General features: G+C 58.8%; 16 protein-coding genes. 3 read left to right on the plus strand and 13 right to left on the minus strand.

The annotated features are described in order from the left end of the window. Window positions 1–209 precede the first annotated feature (209 nt). Window positions 210–1043: a serine hydrolase gene (locus ACOYO3_RS09870; RefSeq protein WP_002524731.1), complete on the plus strand. Its 834-nt coding sequence runs from the start codon at window positions 210–212 to the stop codon at window positions 1041–1043. 13 nt (window positions 1044–1056) lie between these two features. Here ACOYO3_RS09870 and ACOYO3_RS09875 read toward each other — a convergent pair whose 3' ends face one another. The 3 genes from ACOYO3_RS09875 to iolG form a co-directional block, all read right to left on the minus strand. Next, the gene (locus ACOYO3_RS09875; protein WP_002516642.1) at window positions 1057–1743 is read right to left on the minus strand and encodes a copper homeostasis protein CutC; all 687 of its coding nucleotides are present in this window, start codon (window positions 1741–1743) and stop codon (window positions 1057–1059) included. Further along, window positions 1730–2539 (minus strand): CPBP family intramembrane glutamic endopeptidase, encoded by an 810-nt coding sequence (locus tag ACOYO3_RS09880; protein ID WP_002524729.1) that lies wholly within the window; start codon window positions 2537–2539, stop codon window positions 1730–1732. The genes ACOYO3_RS09875 and ACOYO3_RS09880 overlap by 14 nt, the downstream gene beginning before the upstream one ends. 205 nt (window positions 2540–2744) lie before the next feature. Next, window positions 2745–3731 (minus strand): inositol 2-dehydrogenase, encoded by a 987-nt coding sequence (gene iolG, locus ACOYO3_RS09885; RefSeq protein WP_002516663.1) that lies wholly within the window; start codon window positions 3729–3731, stop codon window positions 2745–2747. 155 nt (window positions 3732–3886) lie between these two features. Here iolG and ACOYO3_RS09890 point away from each other — a divergent pair, with 155 nt between their 5' ends. Beyond that, entirely contained in the window at window positions 3887–4792 is a 906-nt protein-coding gene (locus ACOYO3_RS09890) for a TIM barrel protein (protein WP_002518776.1), read from the plus strand. A 117-nt stretch (window positions 4793–4909) separates the two neighbouring features. Here the strand turns inward: ACOYO3_RS09890 and ACOYO3_RS09895 are convergent, their stop codons facing one another. The 10 genes from ACOYO3_RS09895 to ACOYO3_RS09940 form a co-directional block, all read right to left on the minus strand. Continuing rightward, entirely contained in the window at window positions 4910–5038 is a 129-nt protein-coding gene (locus tag ACOYO3_RS09895) for a hypothetical protein (RefSeq protein WP_002516645.1), read from the minus strand. Window positions 5039–5071: 33 nt separating this feature from the next. Continuing rightward, on the minus strand, window positions 5072–5227 hold the full coding sequence (locus ACOYO3_RS09900) for a hypothetical protein (protein ID WP_002518775.1): 156 nt from the start codon (window positions 5225–5227) through the stop codon (window positions 5072–5074). 173 nt (window positions 5228–5400) lie between these two features. Further along, a complete protein-coding gene (locus tag ACOYO3_RS09905) occupies window positions 5401–7008 on the minus strand; it encodes an MFS transporter (RefSeq protein WP_002524727.1) in 1608 nt (535 codons plus the stop codon). 148 nt (window positions 7009–7156) lie between these two features. Next, the gene (locus tag ACOYO3_RS09910) at window positions 7157–8368 is read right to left on the minus strand and encodes a Gfo/Idh/MocA family protein (protein WP_002516633.1); all 1212 of its coding nucleotides are present in this window, start codon (window positions 8366–8368) and stop codon (window positions 7157–7159) included. A 209-nt stretch (window positions 8369–8577) separates the two neighbouring features. Next, window positions 8578–9453, minus strand: a complete 876-nt coding sequence (locus ACOYO3_RS09915; RefSeq protein WP_002524726.1) for a sugar phosphate isomerase/epimerase family protein — start codon at window positions 9451–9453, stop codon at window positions 8578–8580. 62 nt (window positions 9454–9515) lie between these two features. Continuing rightward, a complete protein-coding gene (locus ACOYO3_RS09920) occupies window positions 9516–10514 on the minus strand; it encodes a sugar phosphate isomerase/epimerase family protein (RefSeq protein ID WP_427305869.1) in 999 nt (332 codons plus the stop codon). A 44-nt stretch (window positions 10515–10558) separates the two neighbouring features. Continuing rightward, a complete protein-coding gene (locus tag ACOYO3_RS09925) occupies window positions 10559–11392 on the minus strand; it encodes a Gfo/Idh/MocA family protein (RefSeq protein ID WP_420484894.1) in 834 nt (277 codons plus the stop codon). Further along, entirely contained in the window at window positions 11280–11762 is a 483-nt protein-coding gene (locus ACOYO3_RS09930; protein WP_002524723.1) for a Gfo/Idh/MocA family protein, read from the minus strand. Before ACOYO3_RS09930 ends, ACOYO3_RS09925 begins: the two co-directional genes overlap by 113 nt. A 136-nt stretch (window positions 11763–11898) precedes the next feature. Beyond that, the gene (locus tag ACOYO3_RS09935; RefSeq protein ID WP_255993244.1) at window positions 11899–12879 is read right to left on the minus strand and encodes a LacI family DNA-binding transcriptional regulator; all 981 of its coding nucleotides are present in this window, start codon (window positions 12877–12879) and stop codon (window positions 11899–11901) included. A gap of 95 nt (window positions 12880–12974) precedes the next feature. Further along, window positions 12975–14468, minus strand: coding sequence for a CoA-acylating methylmalonate-semialdehyde dehydrogenase (locus tag ACOYO3_RS09940; protein ID WP_002520055.1), 1494 nt, complete (start codon window positions 14466–14468; stop codon window positions 12975–12977). Window positions 14469–14834: 366 nt separating this feature from the next. On the opposite strand from ACOYO3_RS09940, the gene ACOYO3_RS09945 reads away from it, so the two are divergent. Next, window positions 14835–15071: a hypothetical protein gene (locus ACOYO3_RS09945; protein ID WP_002524721.1), complete on the plus strand. Its 237-nt coding sequence runs from the start codon at window positions 14835–14837 to the stop codon at window positions 15069–15071. Window positions 15072–15105: the final 34 nt, after the last annotated feature.

Here is a 15105-nt window from a genome sequence, read left to right on the forward strand (position 1 = left end):
GACGTGAACGCACCGGGTCCACGAACAGGAGGACATGCTTGTCTGGGAAGGCGCTAATCGCCAGACGTACAGCGTTAGGGGGCTTGCTCGTCGCTACCGGAGCTGCTATTGGTGTACCAGTAGTGCGGGCCACCAACAGGCCACAGAAGAAGGCGCCGCGCAAACCTGTCCCGACCACAGTGACGAGCCCTGCGGCTCCCGGCCCATACGTGCCCTTTCCCTACCAGGATGAGCTGAGCACATACCTCAATACCCGTGACGGGGAGCAGTCCGTGGCGATGCGGGTGCACGGTCAGCGCGAAATCCAGGTTTTCAATCACGGTGCGACCACCTACATCACCGCCTCCATCATCAAGCTGGCGATTATGGAAACCGTGATGATCCAGGCTGTTGGCGAGAAGCGTCAGCTCACCGAGGGCGAGAAGAACCTTCTAGTTCCCATGATCGAGAATTCGAGTAACGACGCTGCGACTGCGCTGTGGAAAAAGGTTGGCAAAGCTGATGGGGTCCGCACGGCGATGCGTCGTATGGGAGCCACCCACACTACCTTCGATCCTGAGGGCCGTTGGGGTCTGACATCGACGACTGCCGCCGATCAGGTCGCACTTACTGACCACATTTTCTGCCCCAACACCATTATTCCCGAGTCCATGCGTGCGTACGCCCGTGAACTCATGTCCAACGTCGAAGACGACCAAAACTGGGGCATGACGGCGGGCATGAAATCCCCTTTCGTCAAGAACGGTTGGCTGTCGCTCGACGATGGTTGGCACGTGAATTCAGTGGCCTCCACCGGGACTGCGGGATATACCGTCGTCGGTCTGACCCATTCCGCTACAGCGTCCATGGACGATCTCGTAGAAACCATCGAGGGAATGGCGCGGATCATTGCCCGCCATCAGCCTCGTAGCGTCACAACTCCTTCCTCATCAACGGCGCCGACCCAGACCACCGCCCCGAAGCCTCAGGGCGTCGAAGATGATCACGGGCACGTTTCCTTTCGAGCACCGGGCACCCGGGATATCTGGATCCAAGCGTTCTGACGCGATCCTGACCTCATCCGGCCAAGCGGTCGAGGAGATCTCGCCAGGACCTCACCAAGTCAGCATCCACCCACGCTTTCCATGACCCTTGGGGCCGTGCAGGGCTACCGATGTGGAAGGCCCGGACGCCGGCCCGATACAGCCACGGGACGTGTTCAGCGCGCAACCCGCCACCAGCCATAATGAGGTCGGCTACCCGAAGATCCGCTGAAGCTCGGGCAATGAGATCGTCCAGGCCGTGCTCAACTCCTCGCGGCGATCCCGCTGTCAGCACCTGGTCAAGCCCATGCAAGCCAAGCAATTGCGCCCATGCTTTGTCCGGCTCCAGGCAGTTATCAATAGCGCGGTGGAAAGTCCAACGCTGACACCCCTCCGTCAACTCGATGACAGTCTCGACGTCGACTCCGGTGGCTTCGTCAAGAAACCCCAGCACCGGACCGTCAGCTCCCAGATCGCGGTACGCACTGGCCAAACGCAGTATCTCGTCACGACGACGCGGATCAGCCCGAAACCCACCGTCCAGACGCAGCATGGGACGCACCGGGATGTGGACAGCACTGAGGGTACGTGCCAATAATTCGGGGCTGGGCGCCAAGCCACCGTCATCCATCGTGCCGACCAACTCGATGCGATCGGCGCCTCCCGCCGCTGCCCGCTTAGCGTCGTGTTCGTGCAGACAGATGACCTCAAGCAATGCCATAGGCTTCATTGTCGCGCCAATCGTGCCTCATCGTCACGAGAAGGCAAGTAATAAGGATAGCCAAGACAATCGTGTTAATGACGGATCCCTCCGCCCCGAAGGTTCCCCCAGTTAGCCAGGAGTGTGAGCCAGTTGTCCTAGCAGTCGTCATGACGCTGTGGTGAAGCTCCAGACCCGAGACATCGAATCCTAACACCATCCCCTGCAACCAATTCCAGACTGTGTGGAAACCCATCGCCGCGAGCAGGTTGCCTCGCCACACCACCAGCAGACCCTGCATGAGGCCGAACCCTGTGACGTTGACTAATGCCACCCATGTTGTGCCTGGGTTAGCCCCATGAAGCGCAGCAAAAACGACGGCTTGAATAGCCAGTCCGGCAGGAATCCCCCATTTCGCTGCCACGGACTGCATAAGATAGCCGCGCAGCACGGCCTCCTCAGCGCATCCCTGCACCAGAAACAGCAAGATCGCAGCGACAATGGACACCGCAGCCATGATGCTCGGCCTGGCCCACGACATCGTCACCTGGCCGCTGACCGTCATCACCACAACGTCGATAGCGAGGATTGCGATCGCGATGGCTACCCCAATCCAGACGTCACTGCCGGGCCCGCGAAAACCAAGACAGCTCATGGGCCGCTGCTCGACGAACCGCATCCACGCCCACAACACCAGCCAGACACCAGCGAAGGATGCCAGTAACAAGATCGTCGAGGTCTGAGCGTCTGGATGACCGCCAACCAGAGCGGTGAGTACCAAGTCAAAACCAGCCTGTCCCACGCCGAGGATGACCATTGCTGCTAACAATGACAACAGCGGATGAAATGTTCCGGCTCCGGCGAGGAATTGGACAACAGGGCGTTTGCAGGTACGAGAGGGGCCAGGGGGCAGGCCAGTAACGCCGTGTTGTGGCGGCACTTCGACGGGTTCAGCGTCCCCGGACAACGAACCCGTCGAGCATTGGTTATCGGTGCTCACCCCGTGATCGTACCGAGTGGCATCACAGGGCGACGACGCGATGCTCCTGGGCGCTACGCGTAGCTGCATCGGCCAGGACAAGGGCCTCATAGCCGTCACGCACCGACGGAGAAACCGCACCGCCGATGGCGATCGAGTCAAGGAAGGTTTCCAACTCGATGCGGTAGGCGTCTTCGTAACGCTCAAGGAAAAAGTCCATGATTGCGGTCTTCGCGTCGGTTTGGGTACTAGTGGCCATGCGCACTGCGGCGTCGGTGAGGTTGTCGGCGCTAAGCATGCCGTCGGCCCCAAATGCCTCTAAACGCTGATCGTATCCGAAGGCGCAGGTCCGCGAGTTGATGATGGTGGCGAGCTTGCCGTCACGTGATTTCAGGGTGACAATTACTTGATCGAAGTCGCCCTGCTCAGCGATCTCCGGGGAGACATTGGTGCCCACGGCGTTAACCTCTGCAATGTCACCAAGGAAATGCCGCACCATGTCGAAATCATGGATCGTCATATCTTTGAAGATGCCCCCGGACCCCGCGATGTAGGACGCCGACGGGGCTGCCGGGTCTCGGGAGATCACGGTGAGCTGCTGCAGGCTACCGATCTCCCCATCGTCGAGGCGGCTCTTCAACGCGCTGAACGTCGGGTCGAAACGGCGGTTGAACCCCATCATCACCTGATCGGCGCGATCACCCAGTTCGTTGATGCACCTCTTGGCGGACTCGACGTCCAGTGCGATCGGCTTCTCACACATCACTCGTTTGCCACCATTGACGGCCTTGAGGATATGGTCGACATGGAACTGGGTTGGAGACCCAATGACAACAGCGTCGATTGTGGAGTCGTCGAAAACCTCGTCCGGATCCAAGCAATAGCGCACGTCATACTCACCAGCGAGAGCACGCGCGTTCTGCTCGAATGGGTCACAAACGAGCGCCAACGTGACATCGTTGCGTCCTTGAATGGCTCGGGCATGGACGTGACCGATGCGTCCGGCTCCAATGATGGCGATCCTGATCATGCTGTGAACCCCTGTGTTCGACAAAGCTGGATTCTCACCAGTAACGGCAAGACTCCCTAATGTTAGCACAAAGCCCGTCATCAATACCGATTCCCACGCCAGCGACAGCTATTGCCCCACTATTTGACAGGACATATACTACCGAGAGCGGCCTGATGCACAGGAGCTCAGGCCTCCAAGACACGAGGAGCACATCGATGAAGATTGCCGGAGCGCCCATCAGCTGGGGCGTCTGCGAGGTCCCGAACTGGGGCTACCAGATGACGCCGGAGCGAGTCCTCACCGAGATGAAGCAGATCGGCCTCACCGCCACCGAGTTTGGCCCCCAGGGCTGGTTACCTATTGAGGCAGAAGCCCGCGCCACAGAAGTGAAAAAGTACGGTCTCAAGCCCGTGGGAGCGTTCTTCCTGTCCGTCATGCACGATCCGGACTTCGATCCGATCCCCATGGTGAACAAGGAGCTTGACGCCTTCGAAGCTGCCGGGGGTGACTATCTCATCCTCGCCACGGATTCCGGACGCGATGGATACGACGACCGCCCTGTCCTCGACGAGGCCGGCTGGAAAACGCTATTCACCAACCTGGACCAGATCCGCGAAGTCTGCGCCAGCCGCAACGTCACCGCCTGTCTACACCCCCATTGGGGAACGATGGTCCAGAACCGTGACGAAGTGATCCGCGTGCTCGAGAACTCCTCGATCGGGCTGTGCCTGGACACTGGCCATCTGGCCTGTGGTGGTACCGATGTCGTTGAGCTGGTGCGTAAGTACGCCAACCGCGTCGACATTGTCCACGCCAAAGATGTCCATAAGGAGATGGCCGACAAGCTTTTGCCTGGCGAGATCACCTGGTCCGAAGGCATTCGCGCCGGGATGTTCGCACCCATCGGCGACGGTGATATCGACTTTGCAGCCATCGTGAGGCTCCTTGATGAAGCCGGGTTCGATGGTTATTACGTCCTAGAGCAGGACATCATGATCGACGAGGAACCACCCGCCGACGACGGCCCGATTATCAACGCCAAGAAATCTTACGAGGCCCTGGCATCGCTGGGACGATGAGCCCTGCACGCCGCTGAGCCAAGTTGGATCACGATGGTGGCCGTCCTCCGCGGAGGACGGGCCACCATGCGGTTCCGTTAATCTCCACACTGGCGGTTGACACTCCTGCTCCCGGCCTTACTGGCACCATGTGCCCACCCCGTCCGCAAAGGACATCCATGTCACGGGAATACCCAACGCCTCAAAGGCGATCTCGACGCCACGGCTATCCGTAATCTCGAATACTTTCTGCCTAGCGTCTTGCATGACGGAGTTGACGGTATGAGTGACGCCAGGCCCCTATCTTCCGTCTTTGACGTCGATGGCAATGATGGGGTCTGACCCCATAGCCCTGGCGAAGTGCAGGATGTTCGAGCCCGCCCCTGTGGCAACAACTGCCTCAGACTCGCCGTATCTCAGATCTGCGCCCCGCCGGACCGCTCGATATGCGGTCATGGCAGCGCACCGATGAGGCACAGTACTGTGCCTCATAGGGCACACCCGTCATAAACAGTGCCGTTCAGCCGACTCATCTCGAAGAACGGCTCACCGAACTTCCGTAGCACCGCAGTACGGCGGTGAGGGGTGTACGGCCACAACCACACACCCCTTCAGCACACCAGACGAGCTCAGGAGTAGCGCTCTTCCATGTACGTTTCGATCTGCTCCAAGGACTTATTTCGGGTCTCAGGCATGATCTTGAAGAGGACTACTGCGATGACGAGATTCATCATGCCGTAGATGGTGTACGTCAACCCACCTCCCAGACTTGCCATCATGGACGGGAAGGTGAAGGTGATGACAGCGTTAATAACCCACATGAAGAAGATGGCCGTGCCATTCATGATGCCGCGGACGTTTGCCGGGAACATCTCACCGAGCATGGTCCACACCACCGTGCCATTGGTAGATTGCACGATAAGCATAAACACCGCCATAAGACCAAGGATGAGGTACGGTGCCCACGTCGGCGGCGTGGTCTTGTCAGCAATGTGCGGGGCGATTGTGAACTGGAAGGTTCCCGCAATGACAAGCAAAGTAATGCCCACGGCGGAGACGTCGAAAATGAGTAAACTACGCCGGCTGAACTTGAGGATAAGCCACAAACCACCAACAGAACCAATGACGGACATGACACCATTGGCCACCTGCGCGGTGATCGAGGCAGAGGTCGTCATACCGGCATACTCCAGTACTTTCGGCGCGTAATACATCACGGTATTAACGCCTGTCGTCTGGTTGACGATTGCAAGGAAGATACCTACTAGCATGAGTTTGCGTAGCCACGGCGTTCGCCACACATGGGCAAAGGCGTTGCCCTGATACTTGTTCTCCAACTCGCGCTGCTGGGTGACATGCATCTCCTCGACCTCAGCATCCAGAGGACCATCCTTCTGGGGATCGCGCACTCGTTTGAGAGCTCCGACAGCATCAGCCACCCGACCTTTGGCCAAGTACCAACGAGCCGACTCAGGCATGAGGCGAATACCTATCCACAGCGCGATGGCCGGGATTGAGCACAGCACCAGCATCCACCGCCAGGCCGCACCGTTACCAGACTGGATGACGAGATTCTCCACGAACGCGCGGTACTGGTCCCCCTCCAGCGGCCCGCCCTTCGAAGCCTGGAGAGCCAGAATCTGGTCCCACGAATAGGTGCCCTTGGTGATCCCGAGGCTGTCCGGATTGTTGTTGGCCTTGATGATCAACTGCGGACCGCCATGAGCGGCGTTAATGATGGCGTTCATGGAGAACGCCAACAGCTGACCGGTGACGATCATGAGTTGGTCGATAGCCACGATCGACCCCCTGATGCGCTTTGGCGCGTTTTCAGCAAGGTACACCGGAACAGTGGCTGACGCTGCGCCGACAGCGAATCCCAGCACGAAGCGGAAGACGTACATCACGAACACGTTCGGCGAGAACGTCGTGCCTAGGGCCCCCAGCAAGAAGATGACCGCGAGTATCGTGATGTTATGGTGCCGCCCCCACCGATCGGACATGATGCCGCCGGTCACGGCGCCAATTGCAGCGCCGATGAGGAGTGTGCCGCCGATGGCGCCCTCCTGCATCGGTGTTAAGGCGAGACCGCCAGCCAGGTGGGGCATGTACAGGTAGGGAAGCGCCCCCGATATGACACCTGTGTCATATCCAAAGAGTAGGGATCCCAGGGTCGCCACGGCAGCAAGCGCCCCGATGCCCCGGTGTTTGCCGGACGGCGGAGTCTCATCAACCATCCGGCTGATGTCTTCTCTAATGCGTGGAGGTGTACTCATGTCACCCTTTCAAGTCAGGGGCCGCTCCCGCCCCAGTCCATCCGGCGGAAGTTCCCACCGGCGACCTGGTTGTGCCGCCAGGCCTGGTCACAGACACGCGATGACGCGGTCACTTATCGAACGTGGTTCTCCCCGAAACCGGCTTCACGTCATGCCAGGCATGGTCCCCACAGGAGGCAACGATCGCGTCATTGACCTCCGCTGAGGCCCAACCATCGGCGACAGATGGGCCATATTGCTGCCCATCCAAGACCCCTCGGACGAATTTCGCAGCCTCAACGACCTTCATGTCGTCGAAGCCCATGGATGTTCCGGCTCCCGGTTGGAAACGCATGAACTCCGGGAAGTCTGGTCCGGCCATGCAGTTGACATATCCCTGCAGGGCACGATTGTTTCGCCCCAGACAGACCTGCAAATGGTTGAGATCCTCGAAGTTCCACCGGATTGATCCGTCGGTTCCATAGATCTCGACGATGTACTCCGCGCGCGGCCCAACACTGACCCGACTGGACTCCAGGGTGCACATCACTCCGTTTTCCATACGGGCGATGACAGCGCAATAATCCTCGTTGCCCACCGGCCCGAGCTCGTCCGAGACGACCCAACCTGTGTGGCCGATGCCCTCCTTGAGTGGCTTGGGACGCTGACGGATGAACGTCTCGGACACAGCGGACACCTCAGTGAATCTCCCTTTGAGTAGATACTGGACGAGATCCTCTCCGTGACCCATGAGATCGAGGATGACGCCGGCACCGGCCCGCTCCCTGTCATAACGCCACGTCAGTGGCCCGTGCGGATCAGACGCGTAGTCCGCGATGAGCCATGCCCTGGCATTGGTCACCGTCCCCAGGCGACCATCAGCTATCAGCTGGCGTGCGAACTCGATAGAGGGAGTGTGCCGATAGTTGAATCCCACCGAGGTAACGAGCCCCTTGGCCTCTGCTGCTTCAGCGATTTGGCGGGACTGCTTCGCGTTAGTCCCCATCGGCTTCTCAATCCAGAACGGCTTTCCCACCTCCGCAGCGGCAAGAGCGATATCGCGATGCAGGAAATTTGGCGCGCAGATGGAGACGACATCTACTTCGGGATTGCCGATGAGATCGTGGTAGTCCTCAACCGCAGTGCAGAATCCCAGCCGGTCCACTGCTTGCCTTCGGTTTTCCGCTACCACATCGCAACACGAAACCAGTCGGATATTTACGTCAATCTCTGGAAACTTTTCGGCAAGTGCTTTGTACGCACGAGTGTGCAGCCTCCCCATCCATCCCAGCGAAACCACGCCGACACCAATGGTTCGTCTCTTCTCCATCACTACCCCCATGAATCGCGCCAGCTCCCATAGCCGACGAACCTACGCACAACCCTGTGCATTTGTCCTGTCAAAAAGATAGCACACCGAGTGCCCTTGTCCACCCTCTTAGCCGGGCACCCTTCCAGCTAGGACACCAACCGTCATAGTCAATCATCGGCCGGCATCACCGGTCCCCGGGGGCCGTCCGAGGGAAACCACCACGTCGCATCTGGCATGGATCAAGCCACGAACTCGCGATTGAGACGAGCAAGCATCGACTTGTTTATCTCATCGGCTCTCTCGTGCCAACCAAAGACACACACCGACATAACACCATCAAAACCGACGTCACGTAGGGCTTCGAACACGTCGTCAAAGGGCACATCACCGAGACCGATTTCATTGTGTTGATGCACTCGCACATCGGCACCTGGTGGATTAATGATGTACCTATTCCCGTCGTGTGCAGCATGGTTAAACGCATCTGCGACGTGAACCTCCCGCAACCGGTCGGCGCAGCCGTGAATCATACGGCGGACATCACCGGCCCCGTTCGACAGATGGAAAGTGTGCGGGCAGCAGTACTCGTAACCTATCCAGTCGAGATTAGTCCCACGAACGGTCCGACAGGCGTCGTCATGGAGTTCGATGAAGTCATATGGGTGCGCTTCCATGTTGAGCCTGATTCCGTACCTCTCGAAACTGGGGGCAAGCTCCTCGATGGAGCGATACCACGCGGCCTCGCATTCCCTGGGACTATTGGGATCACCCGAGAACTCGGAGGTGATCTCATGCACATCTAACTGGTCGGCCAGCTCCAACAGACGTCGCCAGTTGCGCATCTGGTTGCGTCGCTCGGCCTCATCGGGGCTCGACCAGTTAAACACCGGATTCAGTGTCCGTATGGTAACCCCCGTTTCTCTGACTGCCTTGCGCATCTCGGTAACAAAGGCGTCATCAGCTTTGGGATACCGATGCCAAAAGTGAAACTCCTCATTCGGAGACAACTCCACGTATCGGAAGCCCAGATCTGCCGCTTTGCGTAACGTGTCCGCCGTCGACATCGAGCAGTAGTACATATTAGGGTCTAGAGCAATATCCACCATGATCATCATCCTGTCGGTAAGGTGCGGTAACGGTCTACCGTTTCACCAGAACACCGCGACCGCAGACGTTCTCATACGGCCTGTTCTGCGGCCAAGAGGTTTCGAGCTGAAACAGCGATACCATCAAGCTGCGCCAGAGATTGGTCCTCGTGCTCGATATTGATGTTCATCCCTGGGTTTACGTCTCGGATAGCGCGAAGGAAATTGGTCCACCACGTGACATCGTGGCCATTGCCGATTGCCACGAATCTCCATGCCGGATCAGAAGGCCACGAGGAGCAGTAGTGCTCCATTCCTGTCTGAACGCGAACGTCCGGATCATCTGGTACCGGACCAAAACTCGAGTCAAGCACCCCCCTAGTTGCTATCCCGGGCAAGATGACGGTGTCCTTGGCATGGACATGGAAGATATGGTCGCCCAATAGCTCGATAGCGGCGATGATATCCATGCCCTGCCACATCAGGTGTGATGGGTCCATATTGACGCCAATGTTCCTCGCGTCAATACGCTCGGCAAACTCCAGGAAGTTCACCGGCGTGAAAACAAGGTTGTGAGGATGGAGCTCTAAGGCGAGTTTGACCCCAGCATCTTGGGCGCGCAGGTCCATCTCGCGCCAGAACGGGTCGACAACACTTTTCTGATACTCGAGCACTTCAAGTTCGACACCATTCCACGGATTAACTACCCACGATGGATACTTAGCATGGCGATCTGATCCTGGCGTGCCTGACATACAGACGAGATCCGTGATACCCAGCTTTCCAGCCAACTCGATCGCCCGTCGCAAGTCGTATGCGTGCCGCGGACCGACATCAGGCAACGGACTGAGCGGATTGCCAGACGTGTTCAGGCCCGCCAGCCGCATTTCTTTATCCTCGAATATACCCATGTAGTCCGCGCGGGCGGTCTGGGAGGTCATGAGCGTATCGACTGGACAATGAGGCGAGGGAATGAATCCGCCGACATTGACCTCAACGCCGGTCAATCCGTTGGTTTTAAGGATGTCAAGCGCCTCGGCGAGATCGTAGTTATGGAGACAGGCGGTGTAGGCCCCGATATTCATGGACATGTCGGACTCCTAGTTTCTGTAACGGATATGTGATCACGGTGGTGTCAGGTGAGATCAATGGTTTTCCCACCGGCCGCCGCAGATCGAGCGACGGCATCGGCGATACACATTGTTCGGTACCCGTGCGCGAAGGACGGCACCAGAGGAAACTCTTCGTCCAACCCCAAGACCTGGTCGAGGAAAGCCCTCGCTTGATAGGTAAATTGTTCGATCTGAGTGCTGCCAACACCAGCAAAATCCATGGATGATCCACCCTTGTAATAGGGGAAAGTTGGATTGGACAATACTTGACGAGGCCCGCTGAATCCTTCTGGGGTTGATGTGTCGTCCACAATGATCTCACCGGAGCGGGCCAGATCGAATGAGGCCCGCCCCTGGGTACCGAAGACGTCGAACTCCATCGAATTGGGCAGGCCAAATGCAACACGGGAAACGACAATCGTACCAATGGCCCCGGACTCGAAGGTCATATTGAATACTGCAATGTCGTCATTTTCCACGGTTTCGATGGCCTGCGCCGACACCGTCATCCCACGTCCTCCTGCAACTCCCTCCAGCGCGGGCGGACGCTTATCGATAATCGTGGCAAAAGCCCCACCACGGACGCTTCGTATCGGACCACAGACGAACTCGGCCACATCGATGATGTGCGAACCAAGGTCCCCCAGGGCGCCCGAGCCCTGAGGGCCTCGATAGCGCCATGCCATCGGCACGGTGGGATCGACGCCGTACCCACACCAATACCGCCCAGAAAACGTCGTAACATCACCTAGACGGCCTTGTCGCACCAGTTCGGCTATTGCAGCGACTGAGGGGTGGCGTCGGTAACTGAAGCCGACGCCGGTGACGAGCTTCCAGCTCAGCCATCGCCCTGGCATTCTCCAAGCTGTCAGACAGTGGCTTCTCACACAGGACATGTTTGCCAGCCCGGACCAGGTCCTCGGCGACCTGACGATGCAGTGCGTTCGACACGACGACCGACACGACGTCTATATCGTCAGCGTCCACGATGTCATGCCAGTCAGTTACTGCTCTTTCGTAGCCATAACTGTCGCGGGCACTACGGGCGAAGGGCTCGTAAGAGTCACAGATGGCAGCGAGCCGTATAGGGGGTATCCCCTCGGATCCGAACACGGTCCCGACCTGGCGCCAGGCGTTGGCGTGCGTTCGACCAGCCATACCGGCTCCGATGACGGCCACCGACAAGGGATGCCGCTGCGACGTGGCTGGTTGTGATAATGCCGACATGTGCTCTCCTCGACGACGATGTCAGTAGGTTTCACAGCATGATTTAACGCGCGTTAAATCCTGGTTCCAGGATCTCATGGGCAGTTTGTCCTGTCAAGGAATATGCGGAGCTGCATCATTGCAGGCCCACCGGTCATCAGCGCTTCGAGGAGGATCTGACGACCAGGCGAGGCTCAACGGTGTGATCGAGACCTCGGACCGCACCTGCCACCATGTCGAGCGCGACGTCTACTAACGCGCCGGGTTGCTGGTTCACCGACGTCAGATCAAACTCCGGGCGCGAGGCCAGATGAGTGTCGTCGAAACCCACAACGGGAATCCACCGCCGAGACTCCAGCCCCACGGAGCGCAGTACCGACAGGGCATCGAGCGCGACGACATCATTGTGCGCCACGACACCGACATCGGTCTGCGCGTCGTCAATGAAGCGCGCCAGAATGGGAGCGACCGCCTCACCTCGTTCCACTATTGCGGGTACACACTCGATTCCAGCAGACTGACATGCTGCAATAAGGGCTGCGCGTCGCCGTAGCACCCACACCATCCCCGATCCGCATTCCTCAGCCAGAGAGACAACGCGACGCACTCCCTGTGAGCCCAGGTGCTCAACGATGAGTTGTGCCGCGGTGTCCTCGTCGACGTGGACACAGGGGACGACGCCAGATTGGTTCTCGGCTCCCAGCAGAACCAGGGGTGATGTGGGGCCGCTGAGTGCGGCAAGCGACTCGAGGTCCCCCACTGGCGAAACGACAATGACTCCAACAGCTCGGAACTCGCGAAACCGGCGCAGCACCGCCTCTTCATGGCGAGTGTCGTCCGAGGCGGTGCCCACGAGCGGTAACCACCCAACACGCTCCGCCGCGACGGAAAGATACGAGACGACCGTCTCGAAAAAGGGATTACGCAAGTTGGGAAGGATTATTCCCAATACCGGAGAGCTCCCTGTCGCCAAGCTGGCGGCTGACAGATCCCGGCTGTAACCAAGCCTATCGGCTGCGTCTTGGAGGCGCCGACGAGTGGCTGACGAGACTCCGGGGCGTCCCGCCAGGGCCAGGGATACCAGACCACGAGAGACCCCATCCATGCGTGCAACATCGGTCTGAGTTGGGTTGCGCATCGACGTGCCCCTTCCCGTCGGCATGGTGACATCGGCACAAGGGTAACGAGGCGGCCAGGAACAGGTCCTGACCGCCTCGATCTACATACGCCGTGTCACTCCTCGCGCTGGAACGACATCGTCGCGGCGTAGGTCTTCTCCGTTGGCCAGCGCTCGGTGATTGCCTTAGCACGGGTGTAGAAGGTAACGCCTTCTGGACCGTGAATGTGGGTATCGCCCAGCAGCGACTCCTTCCAGCCACCGAACGAATAGAACGCGACCGGGGTCGGAATCGGCACGTTGACACCAACCATGCCCGCCTCCACATCAAGGGTGAAGCGACGGGCCACACCGCCATCGTTGGTAAATATGGCAGAACCGTTACCAAATGGCTGAGCGTTGACGATCTTCAGCGCCTCCTCGTAGGTGTCGGCATGCACGATGGCGAGTACCGGACCAAAAACCTCCTCGGTGTAGACCGGGGCATCCAGGGGCACGTCGTCAAGGACTGTCGGGCCGAGAAAGTGCCCGTTCTCGTAGCCCGGGACTGTAAGGCCGCGCCCGTCAAGGACGACCTTCGAACCACGCTTCTCCGCATCATCGATGAGGCCGACGATACGATCTTTGGCCTTGGCGGAGATGACGGGTCCCATCTCGACACCCTCGCCCATGCCCTCTCCGACCTTGATGGCCTCGGCATGCTTCTTAACTTTCTCGGCTACTTGCGGACCGCAGCCCCCGACGGCGACGACCACAGGAAGGGCCATGCAACGCTCACCAGCAGCTCCGAAAGCGGATGCGGAGATGTGCTGGGCAGCAAAGTCCAGATCGCTGTCGGGCATGACAATGGCGTGGTTGTTCGCACCGCCGAGGGCCTGGACGCGCTTGCCATGGCTTACGCCGGTGTCTTGGACAATGTGAGCCACTGGCGTCGAACCAACAAACGAAATAGCGTCGATACCCGGGTGAACCAGGATGTCCTGAACACTGCGGCGGTCCCCCGAAAGCACGTTAAAGACGCCGTCGGGAAGCCCGGCCTCTTTGTAGAGCTCCGCGGTGAGGAGCGAAGCGGACGGCGTAGGCGATGCTGGCTTAAGAATGAAGGCATTTCCAGTAGCAACGGCCAGCGGGTGCATCCACATCGGGACCATGGCTGGGAAGTTGAACGGGCAGATACCCGCGACGACACCGACCGGCTGACGGGTGGTGTGGATGTCGACTCCGGTGGACACGTCATGAGAGTATTCGCCTTTAAGGGCAACGTTGATCGCTGTCGCGAAGTCAAAGGTCTCCCGACCACGCTGGATTTCGCCAATCGCGTCGGAGTAGTTCTTGCCGTGCTCCTCGACAATGAGCCGCGCCATCTCGTCCTGGTGGTCTAGCACGAGCTGGCGCATCTTGAACATGATCGCCACTCGTTTTGACAGCGAGTAGTTTGCCCACTCTTTCTGCGCATCACGGGCCACCTCTACGGTGTGGTCCAAATCTTCCTTGGACGCCTGCAACAGCTCTGCAGTTACCTCACCGGTTGCGGGGTTCTCAACGGGAATCACTCCCAGCGGAGATCCCTCGTAGTACTCACCACCGACCCATTGTCTAATGGTCTTCATGCTCGAGAACTCCTTCGTTGTCGATGGACGTCGGGGGCGACCAGCTCCGTGGCCAACGCAGCTCATAATAGCCTATTTGACGTAATTTGTACTAACAAATAGAAATCCCGGTTCCAGACCGCAGACCCACCCCGTCTATCCAAGCGCTCGCAACGCCGCCAGAACATCTCGGTGCCCACCAACATGCCGCTAATGAAGTAACACCACCCCCGCAACCGTTGTGTAGATTCCCTGGCAATTGTGCTAACATGTTTGTCGTTGGGGCAGTTCCCAACCGTTCGAGGAATCTTGAGCGCGCACACGGCCGTGCCGAGCACGGCCGTACGGTCATGTTTCGGCATCCGAAAGGGAGTTGAGACATCACACATGTCCTTGAGCTACGTTGACTCTGGAATCATTCTGCGTACCCCTGCCGGTATGGGGTCGGTTATGCACAGTCAGGCAGTCACACTGCTTCGCTTCGTCCCGGCAGCACTGGTTCTGTTCGCCCTAGCTATTGCCGGCGTCATCAACCAAGCTCCGATCCTTACGATCGTCTCCGGTCTCATGACCGTCGCCCTGACGATCACGTTGAGCATGATGCACTTCTTCGACAACGCCTGAGCACTCAGCTCCGCATCACGACGATCACGCCCCA

Source organism: Cutibacterium sp. KBN10P07758 (genome assembly GCF_050286205.1).
Taxonomy (GTDB): domain Bacteria; phylum Actinomycetota; class Actinomycetes; order Propionibacteriales; family Propionibacteriaceae; genus Cutibacterium; species Cutibacterium acnes.

Bases quoted from the DNA above. Each gene is read 5' to 3' on its own strand.
- ACOYO3_RS09875 (WP_002516642.1), bottom strand. From the start codon at position 1,743: ATGGCATTGCTTGAGGTCATCTGTCTGCACGAACACGACGCTAAGCGG.
- ACOYO3_RS09880 (WP_002524729.1), bottom strand. From the start codon at position 2,539: ATGGTCATCCTCGGCGTGGGACAGGCTGGTTTTGACTTGGTACTCACC.
- iolG (WP_002516663.1), bottom strand. From the start codon at position 3,731: ATGATCAGGATCGCCATCATTGGAGCCGGACGCATCGGTCACGTCCAT.
- ACOYO3_RS09890 (WP_002518776.1), top strand. From the start codon at position 3,887: ATGCACAGGAGCTCAGGCCTCCAAGACACGAGGAGCACATCGATGAAG.
- ACOYO3_RS09895 (WP_002516645.1), bottom strand. From the start codon at position 5,038: ATGCAAGACGCTAGGCAGAAAGTATTCGAGATTACGGATAGCCGTGGC.
- ACOYO3_RS09900 (WP_002518775.1), bottom strand. From the start codon at position 5,227: ATGACCGCATATCGAGCGGTCCGGCGGGGCGCAGATCTGAGATACGGC.
- ACOYO3_RS09905 (WP_002524727.1), bottom strand. From the start codon at position 7,008: ATGGTTGATGAGACTCCGCCGTCCGGCAAACACCGGGGCATCGGGGCG.
- ACOYO3_RS09910 (WP_002516633.1), bottom strand. From the start codon at position 8,368: ATGGGGGTAGTGATGGAGAAGAGACGAACCATTGGTGTCGGCGTGGTT.
- ACOYO3_RS09915 (WP_002524726.1), bottom strand. From the start codon at position 9,453: ATGATGATCATGGTGGATATTGCTCTAGACCCTAATATGTACTACTGC.
- ACOYO3_RS09920 (WP_427305869.1), bottom strand. From the start codon at position 10,514: ATGTCCATGAATATCGGGGCCTACACCGCCTGTCTCCATAACTACGAT.
- ACOYO3_RS09925 (WP_420484894.1), bottom strand. From the start codon at position 11,392: ATGCCAGGGCGATGGCTGAGCTGGAAGCTCGTCACCGGCGTCGGCTTC.
- ACOYO3_RS09930 (WP_002524723.1), bottom strand. From the start codon at position 11,762: ATGTCGGCATTATCACAACCAGCCACGTCGCAGCGGCATCCCTTGTCG.
- ACOYO3_RS09935 (WP_255993244.1), bottom strand. From the start codon at position 12,879: ATGCGCAACCCAACTCAGACCGATGTTGCACGCATGGATGGGGTCTCT.
- ACOYO3_RS09940 (WP_002520055.1), bottom strand. From the start codon at position 14,468: ATGAAGACCATTAGACAATGGGTCGGTGGTGAGTACTACGAGGGATCT.
- ACOYO3_RS09945 (WP_002524721.1), top strand. From the start codon at position 14,835: ATGTCCTTGAGCTACGTTGACTCTGGAATCATTCTGCGTACCCCTGCC.